Origin of the sequence: Pseudolysinimonas yzui (genome assembly GCF_014653215.1) — a bacterium.
Lineage (GTDB): Bacteria > Actinomycetota > Actinomycetes > Actinomycetales > Microbacteriaceae > Pseudolysinimonas_A > Pseudolysinimonas_A yzui.
The window spans coordinates 509971-530841 of the sequence record NZ_BNAI01000001.1 but is presented as its reverse complement, the minus strand read 5'-3'; the positions used below and the strand labels follow the sequence as shown (position 1 = coordinate 530841).

General features: G+C 70.3%; 20 protein-coding genes. 2 read left to right on the top strand and 18 right to left on the bottom strand.

Features of this window, described 5'->3' with window-relative positions:
* Nucleotides 1-29: 29 nt before the first annotated feature.
* The 4 genes from rbfA to nusA form a co-directional block, all read right to left on the bottom strand.
* Nucleotides 30-515 (bottom strand): 30S ribosome-binding factor RbfA, encoded by a 486-nt coding sequence (gene rbfA / locus IE173_RS02700; RefSeq protein ID WP_191281821.1) that lies wholly within the window; start codon nucleotides 513-515, stop codon nucleotides 30-32.
* Nucleotides 516-700: 185 nt separating this feature from the next.
* A complete protein-coding gene (gene infB, locus IE173_RS02695; protein ID WP_191281820.1) occupies nucleotides 701-3406 on the bottom strand; it encodes a translation initiation factor IF-2 in 2706 nt (901 codons plus the stop codon).
* Nucleotides 3407-3479: 73 nt separating this feature from the next.
* Nucleotides 3480-3734 carry a YlxR family protein gene (locus tag IE173_RS02690; protein ID WP_191281819.1) on the bottom strand — a complete coding sequence of 85 codons (255 nt, stop codon included), beginning with the start codon at nucleotides 3732-3734 and terminating at the stop codon, nucleotides 3480-3482.
* A gap of 28 nt (nucleotides 3735-3762) precedes the next feature.
* Entirely contained in the window at nucleotides 3763-4743 is a 981-nt protein-coding gene (gene nusA, locus IE173_RS02685) for a transcription termination factor NusA (RefSeq protein ID WP_191281818.1), read from the bottom strand.
* Nucleotides 4744-4889: 146 nt separating this feature from the next.
* Between nusA and IE173_RS02680 the strand changes: the two genes are divergently transcribed.
* A complete protein-coding gene (locus IE173_RS02680; protein WP_191281817.1) occupies nucleotides 4890-6164 on the top strand; it encodes an MFS transporter in 1275 nt (424 codons plus the stop codon).
* Here IE173_RS02680 and IE173_RS02675 read toward each other — a convergent pair.
* The 6 genes from IE173_RS02675 to IE173_RS02650 all read right to left on the bottom strand — a co-directional run bounded on the left by IE173_RS02675 (nucleotide 6150) and on the right by IE173_RS02650 (nucleotide 12745).
* Entirely contained in the window at nucleotides 6150-7913 is a 1764-nt protein-coding gene (locus IE173_RS02675) for a proline--tRNA ligase (RefSeq protein ID WP_191281816.1), read from the bottom strand. The genes IE173_RS02680 and IE173_RS02675 overlap by 15 nt on opposite strands.
* A 48-nt stretch (nucleotides 7914-7961) precedes the next feature.
* A complete protein-coding gene (locus tag IE173_RS02670) occupies nucleotides 7962-9773 on the bottom strand; it encodes a choice-of-anchor G family protein (RefSeq protein WP_191281815.1) in 1812 nt (603 codons plus the stop codon).
* Nucleotides 9770-10432, bottom strand: a complete 663-nt coding sequence (locus tag IE173_RS02665; protein WP_191281814.1) for a hypothetical protein — start codon at nucleotides 10430-10432, stop codon at nucleotides 9770-9772. Before IE173_RS02665 ends, IE173_RS02670 begins: the two co-directional genes overlap by 4 nt.
* Complete coding sequence (locus IE173_RS02660) at nucleotides 10429-10914, bottom strand: signal peptidase I (RefSeq protein WP_191281813.1); 486 nt, start codon at nucleotides 10912-10914, stop codon at nucleotides 10429-10431. Before IE173_RS02660 ends, IE173_RS02665 begins: the two co-directional genes overlap by 4 nt.
* An 11-nt stretch (nucleotides 10915-10925) precedes the next feature.
* Nucleotides 10926-11588, bottom strand: a complete 663-nt coding sequence (locus IE173_RS02655) for a hypothetical protein (protein WP_191281812.1) — start codon at nucleotides 11586-11588, stop codon at nucleotides 10926-10928.
* Nucleotides 11589-11749: 161 nt separating this feature from the next.
* Nucleotides 11750-12745 carry an NAD(P)-dependent alcohol dehydrogenase gene (locus tag IE173_RS02650; protein WP_229841834.1) on the bottom strand — a complete coding sequence of 332 codons (996 nt, stop codon included), beginning with the start codon at nucleotides 12743-12745 and terminating at the stop codon, nucleotides 11750-11752.
* A 123-nt stretch (nucleotides 12746-12868) separates the two neighbouring features.
* On the opposite strand from IE173_RS02650, the gene IE173_RS02645 reads away from it, so the two are divergent.
* Nucleotides 12869-13537 carry a TetR/AcrR family transcriptional regulator gene (locus tag IE173_RS02645; RefSeq protein ID WP_191281811.1) on the top strand — a complete coding sequence of 223 codons (669 nt, stop codon included), beginning with the start codon at nucleotides 12869-12871 and terminating at the stop codon, nucleotides 13535-13537.
* On the opposite strand, the gene ispG is transcribed toward IE173_RS02645, so the two are convergent.
* The 8 genes from ispG to IE173_RS02605 are packed head-to-tail and all read right to left on the bottom strand — an operon-like array spanning nucleotide 13527 to nucleotide 20843.
* The gene (ispG, locus tag IE173_RS02640; protein ID WP_191281810.1) at nucleotides 13527-14678 is read right to left on the bottom strand and encodes a flavodoxin-dependent (E)-4-hydroxy-3-methylbut-2-enyl-diphosphate synthase; all 1152 of its coding nucleotides are present in this window, start codon (nucleotides 14676-14678) and stop codon (nucleotides 13527-13529) included. The genes IE173_RS02645 and ispG overlap by 11 nt on opposite strands.
* A gap of 9 nt (nucleotides 14679-14687) precedes the next feature.
* Nucleotides 14688-15758 (bottom strand): alpha/beta fold hydrolase, encoded by a 1071-nt coding sequence (locus IE173_RS02635; RefSeq protein ID WP_191281809.1) that lies wholly within the window; start codon nucleotides 15756-15758, stop codon nucleotides 14688-14690.
* 11 nt (nucleotides 15759-15769) lie between these two features.
* Entirely contained in the window at nucleotides 15770-16630 is an 861-nt protein-coding gene (locus tag IE173_RS02630) for an alpha/beta fold hydrolase (RefSeq protein ID WP_191281808.1), read from the bottom strand.
* A complete protein-coding gene (locus tag IE173_RS02625) occupies nucleotides 16627-17385 on the bottom strand; it encodes a 3-hydroxybutyrate dehydrogenase (protein WP_191281807.1) in 759 nt (252 codons plus the stop codon). The genes IE173_RS02630 and IE173_RS02625 overlap by 4 nt, the downstream gene beginning before the upstream one ends.
* Nucleotides 17382-18476, bottom strand: a complete 1095-nt coding sequence (locus IE173_RS02620) for a branched-chain amino acid ABC transporter permease (RefSeq protein ID WP_191281806.1) — start codon at nucleotides 18474-18476, stop codon at nucleotides 17382-17384. Before IE173_RS02620 ends, IE173_RS02625 begins: the two co-directional genes overlap by 4 nt.
* Nucleotides 18473-19348 (bottom strand): branched-chain amino acid ABC transporter permease, encoded by an 876-nt coding sequence (locus IE173_RS02615; protein ID WP_191281805.1) that lies wholly within the window; start codon nucleotides 19346-19348, stop codon nucleotides 18473-18475. The genes IE173_RS02620 and IE173_RS02615 overlap by 4 nt, the downstream gene beginning before the upstream one ends.
* Nucleotides 19345-20088 (bottom strand): ABC transporter ATP-binding protein, encoded by a 744-nt coding sequence (locus IE173_RS02610; RefSeq protein ID WP_229841833.1) that lies wholly within the window; start codon nucleotides 20086-20088, stop codon nucleotides 19345-19347. The genes IE173_RS02615 and IE173_RS02610 overlap by 4 nt, the downstream gene beginning before the upstream one ends.
* On the bottom strand, nucleotides 20085-20843 hold the full coding sequence (locus IE173_RS02605) for an ABC transporter ATP-binding protein (RefSeq protein WP_191282529.1): 759 nt from the start codon (nucleotides 20841-20843) through the stop codon (nucleotides 20085-20087). The genes IE173_RS02610 and IE173_RS02605 overlap by 4 nt, the downstream gene beginning before the upstream one ends.
* Nucleotides 20844-20871: the final 28 nt, after the last annotated feature.

The window sequence follows — 20871 nt, the reverse complement described above, 5'->3', positions numbered from 1 at the left end:
TGCCTTCGAGTATCTCAGGTCAGCCGCTGTCAGCGCCCGTCGGCATCCTCGGGGGCTTCGTCGTCATCGTCATCGTCATCGTCATCGTCGTCGAAGTCGCGGGGCTTCACGTAGGGGTCTTCGTCGCCCGCGTAGGTCGCGTTGGCCGCGGCGGCGCGGGCCTCGTTGTCGCGTTCCTGCGCTTCGCGCAGCAGCTCTTCGATCGACGCCGCATTCTCGGGGATGGCGTCGGGGATGAACTCCAGCGACGGCGTCAGCCGGGTGTTGAGGTTCTTGCCCACCTCGGTGCGCAGCAAGCCGGTCGCGGCCTTCAGCGCCAGCGCCGATTCCGCGCGCTCCTCCTCCGACCCGTAGACCGTGAAGAACACCGAGGCGTGCTGAAGATCCCCCGTCACCCGCACATCGGTGATGGTGACGAACCCCAGCCGTGGATCCCGCAGCCCCTTCTCGAGGCGCTTCGCGATCACCTCTTTGATGCGATCCGCGACCTTCGCCGCACGATCTCCCTGAGCCATTGAGTGCCTCCAAGCAAGCTGGGGATGAATAGAGCGCCTGCGCCCTCACATCAATTGAACGTCGAGTCGTGGATCACGAGCGGACGAGCCCGTGGAGGGGTGCGCCGCTCTCTGCAAGTCAATCGGGGTAGGGGTCCCCGCTCTTGACTTGCAGAGAGCGGGGCACCCCGAAACCACGCGCCGAGTTAGGCGCGCACCTTCTCCTTGAGCTCTATGGTCTCGATCTCGTCACCGATCTGGATGTCGTTGAACTTGCCGAGGCCGATACCGCACTCGAAGTCGGTCTTGACCTCGGTGACGTCGTCCTTGAAGCGGCGCAGCGAGTCGATGGCGAGGTTGTCGCCGACCACCACACCGTCGCGGATGACGCGCGCCTTGGCGTTGCGCGTGATCGTGCCGGAGCGCACGATCACACCGGCGATGTTGCCGGCCTTCGAGGAGCGGAAGACCTCGCGGATCTCGGCGACACCCGACTGGATCTCTTCGAACTCGGGCTTGAGCATGCCCTTGAGCGAGTTCTCGATGTCCTCGAGCGCCGCGTAGATGACCGAGTAGAACCGCACGTCGATGCCTTCACGCTGGGCACGTTCGCGCGCCTTCACGTCGGGGCGGACGTTGAACCCGATGACGATCGCGTTGTCGATCGTCGCCAGGTCGATGTCGGATTCGGTGATCGCACCGACACCGCGGTGCAGGATGCGCAGCTGGACGCTGTCGTCGATCTCGATCTTGAGCAGCGACTCTTCGAGCGCCTCGACGGCACCGGAGACGTCACCCTTGATGATGAGGTTGAGCGACTCGACCTTGCCCTCTTCGAGCGCACGGGTGAAGTCTTCGAGCGAGATGCGCTTGCGGGCCTTGGCCAGCTGGGCGTTGCGCTCGACGGCTTCGCGCTTCTCGGCGATCTGCCGAGCCGTGCGGTCGTCTTCGGTCACGATGAAGGTGTCGCCCGCTCGCGGAACCCGCGAGAGGCCCTGCACCTGCACCGGACGCGACGGGTAGGCTTCGTCGACCGTCTCGCCGTTCTCGTCGTGCATCGCCCGCACGCGCCCGTAGGCGGTGCCGGCGACGATCGGGTCGCCGACGCGCAGCGTTCCGTTCTGGATGAGCACGGTCGCGACGGCGCCGCGGCCCTTGTCGAGCTTCGCTTCGATCGCGACGCCGCGGGCCTCGCGGCTGGGGTTCGCGACGAGGTCGAGGCCGGCGTCGGCGGTGAGCAGCACGGCATCCAGAAGCTCGGTGATGCCCTTGTTCTGCAGCGCCGAGACGTCGACGAACATCGTGTCGCCACCGAACTCTTCGGCGACCAGGCCGAACTCGGTGAGCTGCTGACGCACCTTCGCCGGGTTGGCGCCCTCTTTGTCGACCTTGTTGACGGCGACGACGATCGGCACCCCGGCGGCCTGGGCGTGGTTCAACGCCTCGACCGTCTGGGGCATGATGCCGTCGTCGGCCGCGACCACGAGGATCGCGATGTCGGTCACCTGCGCACCACGGGCGCGCATGGCGGTGAACGCCTCGTGGCCCGGGGTGTCGATGAAGGTGATGGCCCGTTCGATGCCTTCGTGCTCGGTCCAGACCTGGTACGCACCGATGTGCTGCGTGATGCCGCCAGCTTCGCCCGCGACGACGTTCGCTTCGCGGATCGCGTCGAGCAGCTTGGTCTTTCCGTGGTCGACGTGGCCCATGACGGTGACGACCGGCGGACGGATCTCGAGGTCGTCGACGTCGTCTTCGTCATCGAGGTCGATGTCGAAGCCTTCGAGCAGTTCCTTGTCTTCGTCTTCGGGCGAGACGACCTGAACGCGGTAGCCGAGTTCGGCGCCGAGCACCTCGAAGGTGGACTCGTCGAGCGATTCGGTGGCAGTGGCCATCTCGCCGAGCGCGAAGAGCACCGTGACGAGGGTGCCGGGCAGAACGGTGAAACCGGTGATCTGCTCGATCTTCTCGGCGAAGTCGGCGATCGACGCTCCGCGGCGCATCCGGATGATGGTCGTGCCATCGCCACGGGGAACGCTCACGCCACCGATCGTCGGGGCCTCCCGCATCTCGAACTCGGCGCGCTTCGTACGACGCGACTTGCGGGCCTTGCTCTTGCCGCCACCGCGACCGAACGCCCCCGCGGTGCCACCGCCGGGTCCGCGACCGCGACCGCCACCCCCACCGGGGCGACCGGCGTATCCGCCGCCTCCGGCTCCGGGTGCGCCGCCGCCGGGACGCTGGAATCCGCCACCGGCGCCGCCGGGACGGGCGCCCGGGCTGCCGGGACGCTGCTGGAATCCGGGACGACCGGGACCGCCCGCGGCGGGACGCTGGCCCGGGGCGAGGGGGCGCGCCGCACCGGGACGCGGCGCCATCGGGCGAGGACCGGCACCGCCACCGGGACGGGGCATGCCCTGGCTGCCCGCGAACGGGTTGTTGCCGGGGCGAGGGGCGCCGGGCCGGGCCATGCCCTGGCTCGAGGCGTAGGGGTTGTTGCCGGGACGCGGGGTGCCGGGACGCGGGATACCCGAGGGGCGGTCGCCGTCGGCGGCGGGTGCGGCCGGCGGCGCGTCGGGGGTCGTCGGTGCCGCGGGCGCGGCCGGAGCTACGGCCGCCGGTGCGGCGGGAGCCTCAGCGGCGGGTGCGGGCGCCTCGGACGGGGCTGCGGCGGGCTTCGGCGCCGGCTTGGGTGCGGCGGGGGCCTTCGCGGCCGGTGCCGGCGCCTTCGAGGCGGCCGGGGCCTTGTGCCCGTCGGCTTCGAGGGCCGACTTCAGGCGCCGCGCGACCGGCGGGGCGATGCTGCTGGATGCGCTCTTGACGAACTCGCCCATGTCTTTGAGCTTGTCGAGCGCGATCTTCGAGTCGATGCCGAGTTCGGCGGCGACTTCGTGAACTCGTGGGTTGGCCACAATTCTCCTGTCTGGGGTCCACCCCAGGCAGGGCGGACGTCAAAGGGTGAGGAAACTCATTTCGAGTCGCTCATTAGTTGTCCATGTGCCGATCAGTCCATTTCTGAAGGTCTGACATGTCGGTGATCGCGGTGCGGAGCGCCCGGCCGAAGGCCTTGCGCTTCACCGCGGCGTCGATGCATCCAGGGTCTGGATGCACCCACGCCCCCCTGCCCGGAAGTCGAGCCGCGGCATCCACCGCTACTCGCCCGTCGCGCGCGACGATCCGCAGAAGTGAGGATCGGGGAGCGCGCTGCCGGCAACCCAGGCAGGTTCGAACGGCTTCCATCCTACCCCCGTCGGTCGTTGACTGTGTGTCAGGACTCCATCACGGAGTCGGGCTGGATGTCGATCCGGGCGCCGGTGAGCTTGGCGGCGAGGCGGGCGTTCTGCCCTTCCTTGCCGATCGCGAGCGAGAGCTGGTAGTCGGGCACGAGCGCACGCACGGCCTTCAGGGACTCGTCGACGACGAACGCGCTCGACACCTTCGCGGGGCTGAGGGCGTTGGCGACGAAGGTCGCGAGGTCGTCGGACCAGTCGACGATGTCGATCTTCTCGTTGTTGAGTTCCGCCGTGACGGACCGCACGCGGGAGCCGAGTTCGCCGATGCAGGCGCCCTTCGCGTTGATGCCCGGTTCGGTCGCGCGCACGGCGATCTTCGTGCGGTGGCCGGCTTCGCGGGCGAGGCTGGCGATCTCGACGACTCCCGACGCGATCTCGGGAACCTCGAGCGCGAACAGCTTGCGCACCAACCCGGGATGCGTGCGGCTCACGGTGATCGACGGGCCCTTGAGGCCCTTGCTGACGCTCGTGACGTACACGCGGATGCGGGACCCGTGGGCGTAGTCCTCGCCGGGCACCTGTTCTTCGGGCGGCAGGATCGCCTCGACGGTCCCTAAGTCGACGTGGATCATCCGCGGGTTGGGGCCCTGCTGGATGACGCCGGCGACGATGTCGCCCTCGCGCCCGCGGAACTCGCCGAGCACCTTGTCGTCGCCGATGTCGCGCAGACGCTGGTTGATGACCTGCTTCGCCGCGAACGCCGCGATGCGACCGAAGTCGTCGGGGCTGTCGACCGCTTCGCCGATGACCTCGCCTTCGTCGTCGAGCTCGGGCACGTACACGGTCACATGCCCGGTCTTGCGGTCGAGTTCGGCACGTGCTCCGGAGTCGGGCGTGCGGTCGGTGTGCTTGAGGTACGCGGTGAGGATCGCCTGCTCGATGATCGTCACGAGCTCCTCGAACGGGATCTCGCGCTCGCGCTCCATCATCCGGAGCACGGTGAGGTCGATGTCCATCGCAAGGCCTCCGCTATTCAGTTCACCGTGTCAGCACCCCGTGGTGCCGGGTGCATCGGTCGAGCTTAGCCGAGCCGTCGGTGCGGCATCATCCACCGCGGCCCGGTCGTTGCCGGCACCGCGTGCCTCGGTCCTAGACTGCTCCGATGCCCTCCCTCGGCGAAGCGATCGCTCCTCGCCGCCTGGGACGCGACTTCCGCTGGCTTCTCGGCTCGTCCTGGACGAGCAACCTGGGCGACGGCATCGCCCTGTCGGCGGCACCGCTGCTGATCGCCTCCCTGACGTCGTCGCCGCTTCTCGTCGCGTCCGGCGCGATGATGCAATTCCTCCCGTGGCTGTTGTTCGGCCTGCTCGCGGGTGCCGTGGCCGACCACCACGATCGCCGTCGTCTCGTCATGATCGCCAACGCGGCGCGCGCCGTCGTCGTGCTCGGGCTCGTGGCCTTCCTCCTCACCGGCACGGCGAACGTGTGGATCGTGCTCGCGACCGCGTTCCTCTACGGCACCGCCGAGGTCTTCGCCGACTCCGCGGGCAGCACGCTGCTGCCGATGCTGGCGCGTCCGGCCGACCTGGGCGTCGGGAATGCGCGGCTGCAGGCCGGGCATCTGGTCGGCAACCAACTCGCCGGACCGCCCCTCGGGGCGTTCCTGTTCGCGCTCGGCTCGTTCTGGCCGTTCCTGGCCGAGGTGCTCTGCGTCACGCTCGCGGTGCTGCTCATCTCCCGGATCACCCGCACCCCGGTGCCGCCGCGAGAGAGCGAACCCGGCGTCACCCCGCGCCCGATCCGCGAGGGGCTCCACTGGCTGCGGCACAACGCGCCCGTGCGCACGCTGGTCGTCATCATCCTGGTCTTCAACGTGACCTGGGCGGCCCCGTGGGGAGTCCTCGTGCTCTACGCGACCGACTACCTCGGTATGGACGCGGTCGGCTACGGAGCGCTGACGACCGCGTCCGCGCTCGGCGGGTTCGTCGCCATCGCCGGCTTCGGCTGGCTCGAGCGCCACGTGTCGTTCTCGACGCTCATGCGGGTGTGTCTGAGCCTCGAGGTGGTCATGCACCTCGTCTTCGCCCTCACCCGGTCGCCGATCGTCGCGTTCGTCGTGATGTTCGGCTTCGGCCTCTACGCCTTCGTCTGGGGCACGATCTCGACGACCGTGCGTCAGAGGCTCGTCCCCATGCAACTTCAGGGTCGGATCGCGTCGGTGAACATGGTGGGCGTCTTCGGCGGCCTCGTGATCGGCCAGCTCCTCGGCGGCATCATCGCCCAGCTCTGGGGACCGACCGGCCCGTGGTGGTTCGCGTTCGCCGGGTCAGCGCTCACCCTCGCGCTGGTCTGGCGCTCGATCTCGCACATCGCCGCCGCGAAGCCGGTGATCGACGACGAGTCCGACGACGACAGCGAGCCGTCAGGACAGCGCTGACAGGGCTTCTGCGACGGGCACGTCGCCGCGCTCCCCCGAGCGGCGATCCCACAGTTCGACGACGCCCTCGGCGGCGCCCCGGCCCACGATGACGATCTTCGGCACTCCGAGCAGCTCCGCGTCGTTGAACTTCACGCCGGGGCCCAGCTTCGGGCGGTCGTCGTAGAGCACGTCCTTGCCCGCGGCCTCGAGCTGGGCGACGAGTTTCTCGGCGAGCTCGAACGCCGCCTCATCCCGGCCTGCGGCGATGACGTGCACGTCGAAGGGCGCGATCTCGGCGGGCCACAGCAGGCCCTTGTCGTCGGCGGTCGTCTCGGCGATCGCGGCGAGGATGCGGGTGACGCCGATGCCGTAGGAACCCATCGTGACGGTCACCAGCTTGCCGTTCTCGTCGAGCACCTTCAGGTCGAGCGCTTCGGCATACTTGCGGCCGAGCTGGAACACGTGCCCGATCTCCATGCCTCGGGCGAGTTCGACGGGGCCCGAGCCGTCGGGCGCGGGGTCACCGGCGCGCACGGCGGCGACCTCGACCCAGCCGTCGCCGAAGAAGTCGCGCCCGGCGACGAGGCCGAAGACGTGCTTCTCGTCTTCGTTGGCTCCGGTGATCCAGTCGGTGCCGTCGACCACCCGGGGGTCGAGCAGATAGCGGATGCCGGTGGCCGACTCCTCGCCGAGGAACGGGCCGAGAGCCGACCAGGGGCCGATGTAGCCCTTCACGATGAGCGGATTCTTCTCGAAATCGGCCTCGGTCGCCGCCTCCACCTCGGCGGGGGCGAACGCCACCTCGGCGCGCTTCATGTCGACGTCCCGATCGCCCGGGAGGCCGACGACGACGATCTCGCGGGTGCCGTCGACGTGGGTGAGCGCGAGCACGACGTTCTTGAGGGTGTCGGCGGCCGTCCAGGCCCCGTCAGGCTTCGGGTACTCCGCGTTGGCGAGATCGACCAGGGTCTGGATCGTGGGCGTTCCGGGTGAAGGCAGAACCTTCGCGGGCGGGAGCGTTGCGATGTCGACATCCCGAACCGGCACGAGGGTCGTGAAGGCCTCGACGTTCGCCGCGTAGCCGCCGGCCGAGCGCACGAAGGTGTCTTCGCCGATCGGGGTGGGGTGCAGGAACTCCTCGGAGCGCGAACCGCCCATCGCTCCGGCGTCGGCCTGCACGATGACGTACTCCAGCCCGAGGCGGGTGAAGATGCGCTCGTACGCGTCGCGCTGCGCCTGATACGAGGCGTCGAGACCGGCGTCGGTGTAGTCGAACGAGTAGGCGTCCTTCATCGAGAATTCGCGTCCGCGCAACAGTCCCGCGCGGGGGCGGGCCTCATCCCGGTACTTGTCCTGGATCTGGTAGATCGACAGCGGCAGGTCTTTGTAGGAGTTGTAGAGGTCTTTCACGAGCAGCGTGAAGACCTCCTCGTGCGTCGGCGCGAGCAGGTAGTCGGCGCCCTTGCGATCCTTCAGCCGGAAGATGCCGTCGCCGTACTCCTCCCATCGACCGGTCGCCTCGTACGGTTCGCGCGGCAGCAGCGCGGGGAAGAGCACTTCCTGCGCCCCGGCGGCCGCCATCTCCTCGCGGATGACGGTCTCGATCTTGCGACGCACCTTGAGCCCGAGCGGCAGCCAGGAGAAGATCCCGGGAGCCTGACGGCGGATGTATCCGGCCCGCACGAGCAGCCGGTGGCTCGACACCTCGGCGTCGGAGGGGTCTTCGCGCAGCGTGCGGACGAAGAGCTGGGAGAGGCGGGTTGACACGCCCTCCACCCTAGTTTCCTGGGGACACCGTCTCGCGCACCACGTCGATCAGCGCAGAGCGTTCGGGCCGACTGAGGCGTTCGCGAGGAAGAACTCGGCGACGGATGCCGCGGCGCCGTCGACGACGCCGACGTGGACCGCGGTCTGGAACCAGCGACCCGGGTCGGGGGCGTCGGGCTCCCCCACCGAGCCGGGCTGATCGGGGCGGGCGTTGACGGTGACGTCGACGAGCGTCTGCAGCGCGGCGAGCACGGGGTCGAACGCCACCAGGAACGCCGGCACGGTCACGGAGGTGAGCGACGAGACGGTGGATGCCGTGGTCGCCGTCGCAGTCGCGAGCAGCGGGGTGATCACCTGGCTGCGGATCACGGGAACCAGATCGGTCACGAGCGGGGTCGCGACCGCGCTGGTGACGGCCGTGGTGAGACTTCCGAGGCTGATTCCGAGGAGGGCGAGCAAGGTGTTGAGGATGCCGGGCGAGGCTTCGGTGACGGTCGTCGCGACGACCGGGGTCGGCGCTCCCGACACTCCGGTGAATCCGCCGACGGTTCCGGTGATCTCGGTGTGCAGGTCGAGGCCGAGCACGTTCACGGTCGTGAGCAGCACGGTGGCCTGCGTGCGGAGGGTCGCATCCAGCACGACCGTCACGGTTGCCGCCTCCAGGGCGGCGTCGAGAGCCGGCTGAAGGGTGAGGTCGATGAAGTCGGTCAGCAGCGCCCCCGCGCGGGTGCTGAGTTCGGCCAGCACCGGAGCGGTGAGCACCGACGTGTTCGGCGGGAGCCCGTTGAGCCCGCCCGACGAGCCGTAGGCGGCGTCGAACAGCGCCGCGAGGTCGGCCTGCACCAGCCCGCTCGTGAGATCGATCGTCACCACTCCGTCGGTGAGCTCCCCCGACACGGCGGCGACGACCGGGTCGAGGTCGAAGTCGATGCCGACCGTCGCGGAGTCGAGCGAGGCGAGTGAGATGTCGACCCCGAGAAGGTCGAGGGCGAGGATCGAGGTGAGGGTGTTCTGCACGGCGGTGAGCGCGGCCCCCGTGATCGCGGTGCCGGCGGGCGAGAGCGCGTCGAGATCCGTTTCGAGGTCGACGATCGACGACCTCAGCTCGCTCGCGACATCCGTGACGGTCGCGCTGGTGAGCGCCAGCCCCAGGTCTTGCACGAGGTAGTCGCGGACGAGGTCGGTGCCCGGCGCGCCTCCCGACCAGAGCGACGCGCAGGAGTCGAACTCGGCGATCGCGCCGACCGTGCCGATGCGCAGCTCGGCATCCGCGAGGTCGGCGGAGTCGACGCCGAGGCCGGGAAGCGCGGAGCCGATCAGGGTCGAGAGCTGCAGGGTCGCCAGGCGCGGAGTCGCCGTGCCGGGGTCGTCGAGGGAGGCGAGCCCGCCGGCCGCCGTCGTGATCGCACCCGACGCCCCGACCGAGAGGCCGTCGCTCGTCGCCCGGCCGTACTGGGTGTAGGTGCCCGTGTCGGTGTCGAACGGCAAGGTGATGCCGGCGCCGACGTCGAGCCCCGACAGCACGCTCAGAGCCAGATCGGTCGACCACGCGTCGGACCCGAGGTCGGTCGGCGCTCCCGAAGTCGTCGCGGAACTGGTGAGCGCCGGGGCGAGGTTGTCGACGGTGATGCCGTCGATCGCTGCGACCGGGTCGAGGTCGGTGCCGAGCAGGGTGCCGGTCAGCATCCGCCCCCACGCCGTCGTGTCGACGCTGCCGGGCGCCGTGCAGTCGGCCGCCGCCGCATCCGTTCGCACGTATTCGAGGTCGGTCCAGCTCGCCAGCGACGGGGTCGCCACGATGAGCCCGCTCGCGCCGACGAGGAGCGCGAGGCCGAGGGCGGCGAACCGCGGGGCCTTCATGTGCGGCTCCGCAACGAGCGCGCGGTCACGCCGGCGAGCAGCACCCCGCCGGCGAGCAGCAGCGGCCCGACGATCGACGCCCCGGTTTCGGCGAGCCCGACCGGTCGGGTGCCGTCGCCGGCGCGGAAGCCGAACCCGATCTCGGCGGACTCCGTCGCGAGGGCACCCGGAGTCGCCGACGGCAACGCGAGTGTCGCCAGGAAATAGCGCGGAACTCCCGGAGCGATCAGCCCCAGCTCCCAGCGCTGCCCGGCGTCGGCGAGCGCGACGGGGGCCTCGGCGATGATCGTCTCGGCGCTGCCGTCGAGGCACACGCCGTCGGCCAGCGGGTCGACGGGGAGCTGCCACGCCACGCCGCACTCGGTGAGTTCCAGCGTCAACCCGTCGACGTCGGTCGCGAGCGGGTCGGCGGCCGACACCTCGAGGCTGAGCTCGCCGCTCGTGGGTGCGGTCAGGTTGGCGGTCACCGGCCACAGGATGCGTTCCCCCGGTGCGATCTCGAGCGAGTCGGCCGGGTAGGGGTCGGCTTCGAGCCAGAGCATGCCGGCACCGCCGGTCTCGGGCACGGGAGCGGCTCCGGCGGCCGACGCGACGAGGGCACCTCCCCCCGCGATCAGGAGAGCGGCAAGGCTGAAACGCGCGACCACGAGCGCTTTCATCGTGACTCCGCCAGGTGGAGCGGCTGCCGGCGCGGCCACCACGCCCAGAGCACGAGCAACGCGACGGTGACCGTTGCGATGCCGAGTCCGACCGGCGACTGCAGGGTGGCGAGCGCGGCGCCACCGAACGGGATGCCGCCGAGCACGAGGCCCACCCGCTGCACCTGGTACGGCTGCGGGTCGGCGGTGTCGTTCGCGTCGCCGCGCAGCACGAGCTCCGCGCCGCCCGGCCCCGGTTCGGAGCTGACGACGCGGTGGGTGATCGGGATGGCGCCATCCCGGGTGACGGTCACCACGTCACCCGGGACGACACTCCCAGCGTCGACATCCCGCACGATGAGGAGGGAATCCGTCGGGTACGTCGGCGTCATCGAGCCGCTCGCGAGGCGCACGACTCCGAGTCCGAATCCGAACACGCCGACCAGGATCGTGGCGACGATCACCCCGATCCCACTCACCGCGACGCCCTCGAGTCGGCTCACGTTCTCGCCGATCAGGTCGAGACGGCGTCGAAGAACCAGGTGACGTCGGCGGTCTCACCCATCAGGGTGTCGCTCGCGCCCGACGGCAACTCGAGCCGGAAGCACACTGTTCGCGGTGTGCCGGGCGCGCCGGCCGCACCGGCCGCGAGCGCGAACGTCGTCGCACCCGAACCCGCCGTGAGCGCGCTGCCGTCGGCGACGAGCTCGCTTCCGGTGGTGGCGAAGGCTCCCGCCGTGCAGGTCGTGGCGTCGGGATGCAGTCGCGCGCCGTAGCGGAGCGCGTCGCCGAGCGGGCTGTCGCCGAGCGTGTAGTCGGAGACCAGGGTGAGATCCCCGCCGAGGGAGTCCGCCGCGGCGCGCAGCGACACCCAGCCGTAGGCGACCTCGCCGGGGCTGAGCGCCGCCGCGACATCGTCGAAGTCGACGACTCCCGCGGCGCCCGCCGTCTCCCGATCGAACCAGGCGCCGGCATCCGTCGCGACCGACTGCTCGATCTCGAACTGCGACGCCACGACGCCCGGGGCGCCGTCGACGCCGGCGGTGACCCATTCCTCGTCGAGCCAGGCGGCGAGCGACGTGACGGTGGCGCCCGTCAACAGCACGGCTCCCGCCGCGGCGACGGCGACGATCTTGCGATGCCGTGCGGCGGCACGGCGCTCAGTGATTGCTGACATGACCTGATCCCCCTCGGTCGGTTCGCCCCGCCGAACGGCACCGGGTGGTGAGGCCGGTTTCGGGTGCCGTGGGTCAGGGCTACGGCGCCTTTGCCGTCGTGGCGACCAGGTTAGATGCGAGTCACCCTCGAATCACCCCCCAGTGGGAGGGTCGCCCGTTCTCAGGTAAGGCGGAGCACGAGATTGCCTCGCTTGCGTCCGGTACCGACGAAGCGGTGAGCCTCGACGATCTCATCGAGGCCGTAGTGACGCTCGATCACGGGCACGAACCTGCCGGCCTCCGCGAGCTCGACGAGATACGTCACGTCCGCCGCGGTGCTGGGCACGCCGTGCATCGTCACGAGCTTGCCGCTGCGCCTGCTGTCCCGCCGCGCGGTGAGCATGCTGTGCAGGTCGCCGACGACGAGCAACAGAGCGCCACCCGGCTTGATCGAGGCGCCGACGCGGGCGAACGGGGCGTTGCCCACCGCGTCGACGATGACGTCGTAGGTCTTTCCGTCGGCCGCGAAGTCGGTGGTCGCATAGTCGATCACCTCGTCGGCGCCGAGGGACCGCACCAGGTCGTGGTTGCGGGCGCTGCTGACGCCCGTGACGTGCGCCCCCATGGCCCGGGCGATCTGCACCGCGGCGGATCCCGTCGAACCCGATGCCCCGTTGACGAGCACGTCGGCGCCGGCCGGCAGTTCCACCTGACTGAGGAACCCGCGGGCGGTGAGGCCTCCGAAGACCAGGCAGACGGCCTCGTCGAACGTCAGATTCGCCGGTTTGCGCGCGATCGCGGCGGTCTCCCGCATGACGGCATACTCCGCGTGGGCGCCGAAACGGAACCCGCGCAGCCCGACGACCTCATCGCCGGGGGCGAACAGGCTCACCTCGCTGCCGACCTGCTCGACGACGCCGGCGAGGTCCATGCCGAGCACGGGCCGGCGCGGGCCGAAGATTCCGAGCGAGAGCGGTCCGAAGAAGCCCAGGCCCGGGGGCAGGTCGAGGCTGCGGGATCGGTAGTCGGCGACGCTGACGGTGCTGGCGTGCACGCGGATGAGCACCTCGTCGGCCTTCGGCTGCGGTCGCGGGATGTTCTCGACGTGCACGACCTCGGGGCCGCCGAACCTGCGGTAGACCGCTGCCCTCATCGTGGTGCCTGCCTCTGGTGACATCGTCGCTCCTGCTCTCTCGCGGATCCATCGCGGATCTCTCATGGGGTTTCGTACACTGTACGTCGTACAATGTACGAAGGCAAGCAGTTGTTAGTCTGACCACACCGGAGAGGGGTTGTCACGATGTCGACCGCTCACACCAACGCCCCGCGTCGCGTCCCCGTGACCAGGGAACTCGTGCTGCGCACCGCCGTCGATCTCGCCGACGCCGCCGGCATCGATGCGCTCACCATGCGACGCCTCGCCGAGGAACTCGACCTGGGCGTCATGTCGCTCTACTACCACCTGCCCAACAAGGAGGCGATCCTCGACGGGATCGTCGACGTGATCTTCGGCGAGATCGACGAAGCCCTCACCGATCTGCCGCCGGCCCCCGGCTCCTGGAAGACCGAGCTGCGCTCCCGCATCCTCGGGGCGCGCGCCGTGATGTTGCGCCATCCCTGGGCTCCCGCGATCATCGAGTCCCGTCCGTCCGTGGGGCTCGCCATGGCCCGGTACGTGGACGCCCTGATCGGCATCATGCATTCCGGGGGCCTCGACTACGACCTCATCCACCACGCCATGCACGCCCTCGGCAGCCGTGCCTACGGTTTCGTGCAGGAGCTGGGCGAATCACAAGGGGGAGGCGACGGCCTCGAGCAGATGGCCGCCGAGATCCCGAACCTGGTCGAGATGCTCACCCAGGTGCGTCACGACGACCCCGAGTCGACCCTCGGCTGGTGCGACGACCAGGTCGAGTTCGAGTTCGGGCTCGACCTCATCCTCGACGGGCTGGAACGCCTCAGGCGGTGACGACCTCGGGCGAGCCGACGGCATCCGCCGGCATCGCTGCCGCAAGGCGCTGCGCCTCCTCGATGAGGGTCGCGACGATCTCCGACTCGGGAACCGTCTTGATGACTTCGCCCTTGACGAAGATCTGGCCCTTGCCGTTGCCCGACGCGACGCCGAGGTCGGCTTCGCGGGCTTCGCCGGGCCCGTTGACGACGCAGCCCATGACGGCGACGCGCAGCGGAACGGTCATGCCCTGCAACCCCTCGGTGACGCTGTCGGCGAGGCTGTAGACATCCACCTGGGCTCGTCCGCACGACGGGCAGGAGACGATCTCGAGTTTGCGCTCCCGCAGGTTGAGCGACTGCAGGATCTGCAGCCCCACCTTGACCTCTTCGGCCGGCGGGGCCGACAGCGAGACGCGGATGGTGTCGCCGATCCCCTCGGAGAGCAGGATGCCGAACGCCGTCGCGCTCTTGATGGTGCCCTGGAACGCGGGGCCGGCTTCGGTCACACCGAGGTGCAGGGGCCAGTCCCCCGCCGCGGCGAGCAGGCGGTAGGCCTTCACCATGACGACGGGGTCGTTGTGCTTCACCGAGATCTTGAAGTCGTGGAAGTCGTGCTCCTCGAAGAGGCTCGCCTCCCAGATGGCGCTCTCGACGAGCGCCTCGGGGGTCGCCTTGCCGTGCTTCTCGAGCAGCCGCGGGTCGAGCGAGCCGGCGTTGACGCCGATCCGCAGGCTCACCCCGGCATCCTTCGCGGCCTTCGCGATCGCGCCGACCTGATCGTCGAACTTGCGGATGTTGCCCGGGTTGACGCGCACCGCGGCGCAGCCGGCATCGATCGCCTGGAATACGTACTTGGGCTGGAAGTGGATGTCGGCGATCACCGGGATCTGCGACTTCTTGGCGATGATGTGCAGCACGTCGGCGTCGTCTTGGCTCGGCACCGCAACCCGCACGATGTCGCAGCCGGATGCCGTGAGCTCGGCGATCTGCTGCAGCGTCGCGTTGATGTTCGTCGTCGGCGTCGTCGTCATCGACTGCACGCTCACCTGCGCATCGCCGCCGACCAGCACCTTGCCGACCTTGATCTGGCGGCTCTTGCGGCGCGGAGCGAGGGTTTCCGGAGCCGGCTTCGGCATTCCGATGTTGACGGCGGGCACGAGTCGAGCTTAGGCGGCTCCTCCCGCGATGTGCTGTGCAAGCTCCGCGTCGAATGCCGCCGCTTCGTCGAGGTGGGGCGCGTGACCGGCCTCGGGGAGCGCGACCTCGCGGTAGGTGCCGCCGTTGGCGCGATAGCGGTCGAGCACCGCGCGGGTCTGCACCTTCATCGGCTGCGGCGGGGCGACATCCGCTCCCGGCCAGCCGGGGATGACCCCGACCTGACCGAGCATGTTGAGGTCGAAGAACGACGCGTCGGAGACGATCGCGTCCTTCTCGCCGTGGATCCAGAGGATCGGGGGCTTCACCACGAGATCGACGATGCCCGAGACGTCGAAGTGCTGCGGCGCCATCGTGTTGAGCACGCCGCGGGTTCCAGGGGCGAACCCGGGCCAGTTCTCGGAGGCCACCGAGTCGCCCGGGTAGTTGTCGGGGCCCGTCTTCGTGGTGAGCATCGACGCGACCCAGAGGTCTTCGTGCGCCTCCTGCAGTTCGGGCTTGGCGACATACGCCGACCGGTAGACGCTGCGCGGGGAGGTCGGCTCGTCGGCGCTCGTGTCTGCGGCCTCGAGTCGCGCGACGAAGTCGGGGTTCGCTCCCCCGCCCCCGGTGCCCGCGCCGTCGGGTGTGGTGCGCGTGCCGTCGGGGCCGTGGGTTCCTCCGAAGCCGTAGGGCGAAACGGGCGCCTCGAGGGTGACCGACAGCACCCGCTCGGGAGCGTCGAGCAACAGCGACAAGACGACCCCGGCGCCCATGCTCCAGCCGACGAGATGCACCGCGTCGAGGCCGAGGGCGTCGAGCACGCTCAGCACGTCGTCGGAGAAGTCGCGCAGCCCCCGGGTGGCGTCCACCGGGAGGGTCTCGCTGTCGCCGAAGCCGCGCAGGTCGACCGCGAGCGCACGGAACTCCGGTGGCAGGGCGAGCATCGTCGGCTGGAAGAACAGCGACGACGAGACGTTGCCGTGCACGAAGACGACGGTCGCGGCCGGCTTGCTGGTCGCGGGACGCTCGAGCACGTTGGCGGTGAGGCGCGGGGTGACGACCGGGCGGGCGACGATGCCGTCGAACGGAGCAGGGGGCATGGCGGGTCTCCTCAGGTGAGCGTGGCGCGGAGGGCGTCGGCGACGACCCCGGCACCGGGGTCGGTCATCAGGATCGTGTAGTGGTTCACGTCGTCGACATCGATGACCCGCATCGTCGGGGCGAGCGGCGGCGACGCGGGCAGGCCGGGATACAGGCCGCCCGGTTCGTCGAGCAGGCCGCGCGGCGCGCGCAGCAGCGGCGCCGGGATGCGCAGGCCGGCGAGTGCGTCGAGGTACCACTCCGGGCCGTACAGGTCGAGGGAGTCGGCGGCGATCGCGTCGATCGTGCTCGCGGTGCGCAGGCGGGGCGGGTCGCCGACGAGATCGTAGTCGGCGTACTCCGCGATGTCGGGGGTGAACGCGCCGCGAAACGCCGGATGCTCGCGCCAGAAGTCGAGGTAGGCCTCGCGGGTCGGGAACTCGCGGGAGAGGCGGGCGGCGATCGGCCCGAGGACGGTCGCCGACAGGTCGTCGTCGGCGACTCCGGGCGGGCGCTGGAGCGGGTACCCGCCATCGACGAGCAGTAGCGACGCGATCGTCTCCGGTCGTTCGGCGGCGAGCGCGACCGCGACGAACGCGCCCATCGAGTGGGCGACCACCGGCACGCTTCCGAGCTCGAGGGCGTCGATCAGCCGGCCGAGATCACGCGCGTGGTGCCGCAGTCCCGTCGACGGAGGCAGCGCCCGGCTGCGGCCGCGCCCGCGCAGGTCGGGGGCGATGAGGCGCACGGCGGGCAGGTGCCGGGCGAGCGCCAGCCAGGCGCGCGAACTCGAGGTGATGCCGTGGATCGCGAGCACGGCCGGCGCAGCGGCAGGCCCGAACTCGGTGACGGCCAGCTCGCCGTCGCCGACATCCACCGTCAGCTCCCTCATCGGGCGGTCCAGCCGCCGTCCATCACGTACGAGGTGCCGGTCACCATGCGCGCCGTCGGCCCGCACAGCCACGCCACGAGGTCGGCGACCTCCTCGGGCTCGAGCAGGCGCTTGATCGCGTTCTCGGTGAGCATGACCTTCTCGATCACCTCGGACTCCGGGATGCCGTGCACCCGCGCCTGGTCGGCGATCTGCTTCTCGACGAGGGGGGTACGCACGTAGCCGGGGCCGACGCAGTTGCTCGTCACCCCGTGGGGCGCGCCCTCCAGCGCGATGACCTTCGAGAGCCCCTCCAGGCCGTGCTTCGCCGTGACGTAGGCCGCCTTGAACGGGCTCGCCCGCAGCCCGTGCACCGACGACACGTTGACGACGCGGCCCCACCCCGAGCGGTACATCCCGGGCAGCACGGCGCGGGTGAGCAGGAACGGCGCGGTCACCATGAGGTCGATCATCATCCGGAACCGCGCCGGATCGAAGTCCTCGATCGGGCTCACCGTCTGGATGCCGGCGTTGTTCACGAGGATGTCGGCCTCCACCCGGTGGCCGGCGAGCGCGTCGAGATCGCTCAGGTCGACCATCCAGGGTTCTCCCCCGATCTCACCGGCCACCCGGGCCGCGCCCTCGCCGTCGAGGTCGGCGACGATCACGGACGCGCCGCGGGCGCTCAGTTCGCGGGCGACGGCTTCGCCGATGCCGCTCGCGGCACCCGTCACCAGCGCGCGTTTGCCCGCGAGTTCGTCAACGGTGTGGGTCACGTCGTCTCCTCAAGTCGATCACGGGCGTCCTCGGCCGTGCGCCGCCGGGCGACGCGGCCGGCGAGTCCGACGATGCCTCCCGGCAGGAAGAGCACGACGAGGATGAACAGGGTTCCCAGAATGAACAGCGGCTCCGAGAGCGGCACCCGCAGCACGGGCGGCAGGCCGGCGATCGCGTCCGAGCCGGCGAGCGCGGTGAGCCGTTGGTCGAGCAGCGTGTAGACGACGGCCCCGATCACGGCACCCCACCGAGAACCCACCCCGCCGAGCACGACGATCACGAGGATCGTCAGGGTGAAGTCGGCCGAGACGGCGCGCGGCGTCACCCCGCTCTGCAGCAGCAGGTAGAGCATCCCGGAAATCGCCGCGAGCACCGAGCCGATCACGAACGCGACGAGTTTCGCCGGGAACGGCGGCAGGCCCAGCACCCTGACCCGCAACTCGTTCTCGCGCACCGCCGCGGCGACGTGTCCCGCTCGGGAGCGCTCGAACCAGCGCACCGCGAGGAACACCAGCACGAGCACCGCGAGCGCGACCCAGAACAGGTTGCGGGTGTCGACGACCCCGACGAGGAAGTCGGGCACCTGCTCGGTGGCGAGGCCCAGCCCCTCCTCGCCGCCGGTGACGTCGGGGTTGCGTCGGATGAGCACCGACCCCGCCTGCGCGAACGCCAGGGTCACCATCGCGAACGAGATCCCGCTCACGCGCAGGCTCACCGCGCCGAGCAGGGTCGCCACGACGAGCGCACCGACGAGCGTGAGTCCGATCGCGGGCAACAGGCTCAGCCCGGTGCGCTCGAGGATGACGCCCAGGCCGTAGGCGCCGACCGCGAAGTACAGCGCGTGGCCGAACGACAGCAACCCGGTGATGCCGAACAGCACGTGGTAGCTGAGGGCGAGGGCCGCGAAGATCAGGCTCAGCGCGAGCAGTTGGAGGGTGCCCGGCGTGTACGTCGACCCCGGCAGGACGCCCGGAACGACGAGGTCGATCAACGGCAGCACCGCGACGAACGCCACGAGCGCCCCGCCGAGCAGCCATTTCACCAGCGGGCGGGCGACGAGCCGGCCCAAGGTCGTGCGGATCGTGCTCATGTGCGCCTCCCGAACAGGCCGCTCGGGCGCAGCAGCAGCACCACGGCGAGCAGCAGCACGACCATGAGGTCACCCGTGCCCGCGAGGTAGAAGTTCGCGAACTGCTGCAGCACCGCGACGACGACCGACGCGAGCGCCGCCCCGGGCAGCGAGCCGAGGCCGCCGATGACGGTGACGATGAACGCGAAGATGAGCAGCGACCCTCCCAGCTGCGGCGAGACGTACCCGAAGTAGTGCGAGGCGAGCACCCCGCCGATCCCGGCCGCTGCGCCGCCGATCGCGAACACCACGGTGAACGCCCGGCGCACGTCGATGCCGAGTGCGGTGACCATCGAACGGTTCTCGACGCCCGCGCGGATGACGAGGCCGAACCGGGTGAAGCGCAGGAACAACACGATGCCGACGAGCACGAGCACGGCGACCGCGATGAGCAGGAACCGGTTGTTCGGGATGCGCGCGCCCAGGATCTCGGTCGTCTCGGCGAGCCACTGCGGCCCGCGGATGAACTGCGGATCGGTGCCCCAGATGCCGTCGAACAGCGCGACCGTCGCGAGCGCGAGCCCGACCGTGACCAGCACTTGTTCGATGTGGCGCTCGTAGAGCCGTCGGATGAGCAGGAACTCGGTGCCGGCGGCGAACAGGGCACCCGTGACCGCACCCACCCCGAGGGCCGCGAACAACGAGACCCAGCTGTCGGCGCCGAGGGCGCGTGCCGTCTCCCAGCCGAGGAAGGCCGCGAGGGTCAGGAAGCTGCCGTGGGCGAAGTTGAGCACACCCATCAACCCGTAGATGAGCGACAACCCCGAGGCCACGAGGAAGTAGAGGGCGCCGAGCCCGAGCCCGGTGATCAGCAACAGGATGACGGTGCTCATCGGTTCGCCTCGCTCGTCGGGTCACCCTCGCTGTGCACGCCGAGCAGCCGTTCGACGCGCTCCTCGTCGGCGAAGAACTCGTCGGCGGGTCCGGCGTGCACCGTGCGACCGCTCTCGATCACCACGACCTGGGCCGCGAGTCGGCGCGCCACCTGAAGGTTCTGCTCGACGAGCAGGATCGGCACGACCTGCGCCGCGCGCTCCAGCGCCGCCGCGACCTCGGTCACCAGCTTCGGCGCGAGCCCCTTGGTCGGCTCGTCGACGAGCAGGATGCGGTTGTCGTTGAGCAGGGCGCGGGCGAGCGACACCATCTGCTGTTGGCCGCCGGAGAGCGTGCCGGCGCGTTGCCCGGCTCGCTGCACGATGTCGGGGAACAGCTCCACGACGAGTTCGCGGCCGGGAGCGCCGTCGCGCTCGGCGAGCCGGAGGTTCTCGGCGACGGTGAGCGAGGCGAAGACCTCGCGATCCTCCGGCACGTAGCCGACCCCGCGGCGCACGATGCGGTGGGTGAGCAGGCCGTCGATGCGCTCCCCCGCGAGTTCGACGACGCCGCTGCGCGGGATGAGGCCGAGGATCGCCTTGATCGTGCTCGTCTTGCCCGCGCCGTTGCGGCCGAGGATCGCGGTGACCCGACCGGCGGGCACCTCGAGGTCGATCCGCTCGATCACCGGCTGGTGACCGATCGACGCGGCGAGACCCTCGACCCTGAGGACGGGGTTGCCGGGAATGGGGGCGCTCACACCGGCTCCCCGAGGTAGGCGCTCTGCACGACCGGGTCGGCCATGACGGCTTCCGGGGTGTCGCAGGCGAGCAGCTTGCCGTGGTGCATGACGGCGACCCGATCGACCAGGCCGAGCACGACATCCATGTGGTGTTCGACCATCAGCACGGTGCGCCCCTGCTCGCGGTGGACGCGGCGGATGAGTTCGACCAGACCGGGCACGTCGCCCGATCCGACCCCCGCCATCGGCTCGTCGAGGAGGATGACGCGGGGATCCGCGGCGAGCAGCATCGCGATCTCGAGCTTGCGCTTGTCGCCGTGCGAGAGGCCCCCGGCGAGCGTCGTCGCGTGGCGGCCGAGGCCCACCTCGTCCAGGCGCTCGGCGGCGATGCGTGACGCCCGGTCACCGGCGCCGGGGGTGCGGAACGGCGAGAACGATCCGCCGAGCGCGGCCTGTGCGGCGAGGCGCACGTTCTCGAGCGCCGTCAGCCCTACGAACAGGTTCGAGGTCTGAAAGCTGCGGCCGAGGCCGGCGCGGGCACGCCGGTCGACCGCGTCGGAGGTGACGTCTCGCCCGTCGAGAGTGATGCGGCCCGAGGTGGGTCGCATCACCCCCGACACGAGGTTGAACAGGGTGGTCTTGCCCGCTCCGTTCGGACCGATCACCCCGAGCATCTCGCCCTCGGGAACCGCGAGCGACACGTCATCGATGATGCGGGCGCCCCCGATCTGGAGGGAGAGGTGCTCGGCGGTGAGCACGGTGGTTCGGGTCACGAGTTTCGACTCCTGGTCGTTCGGTACG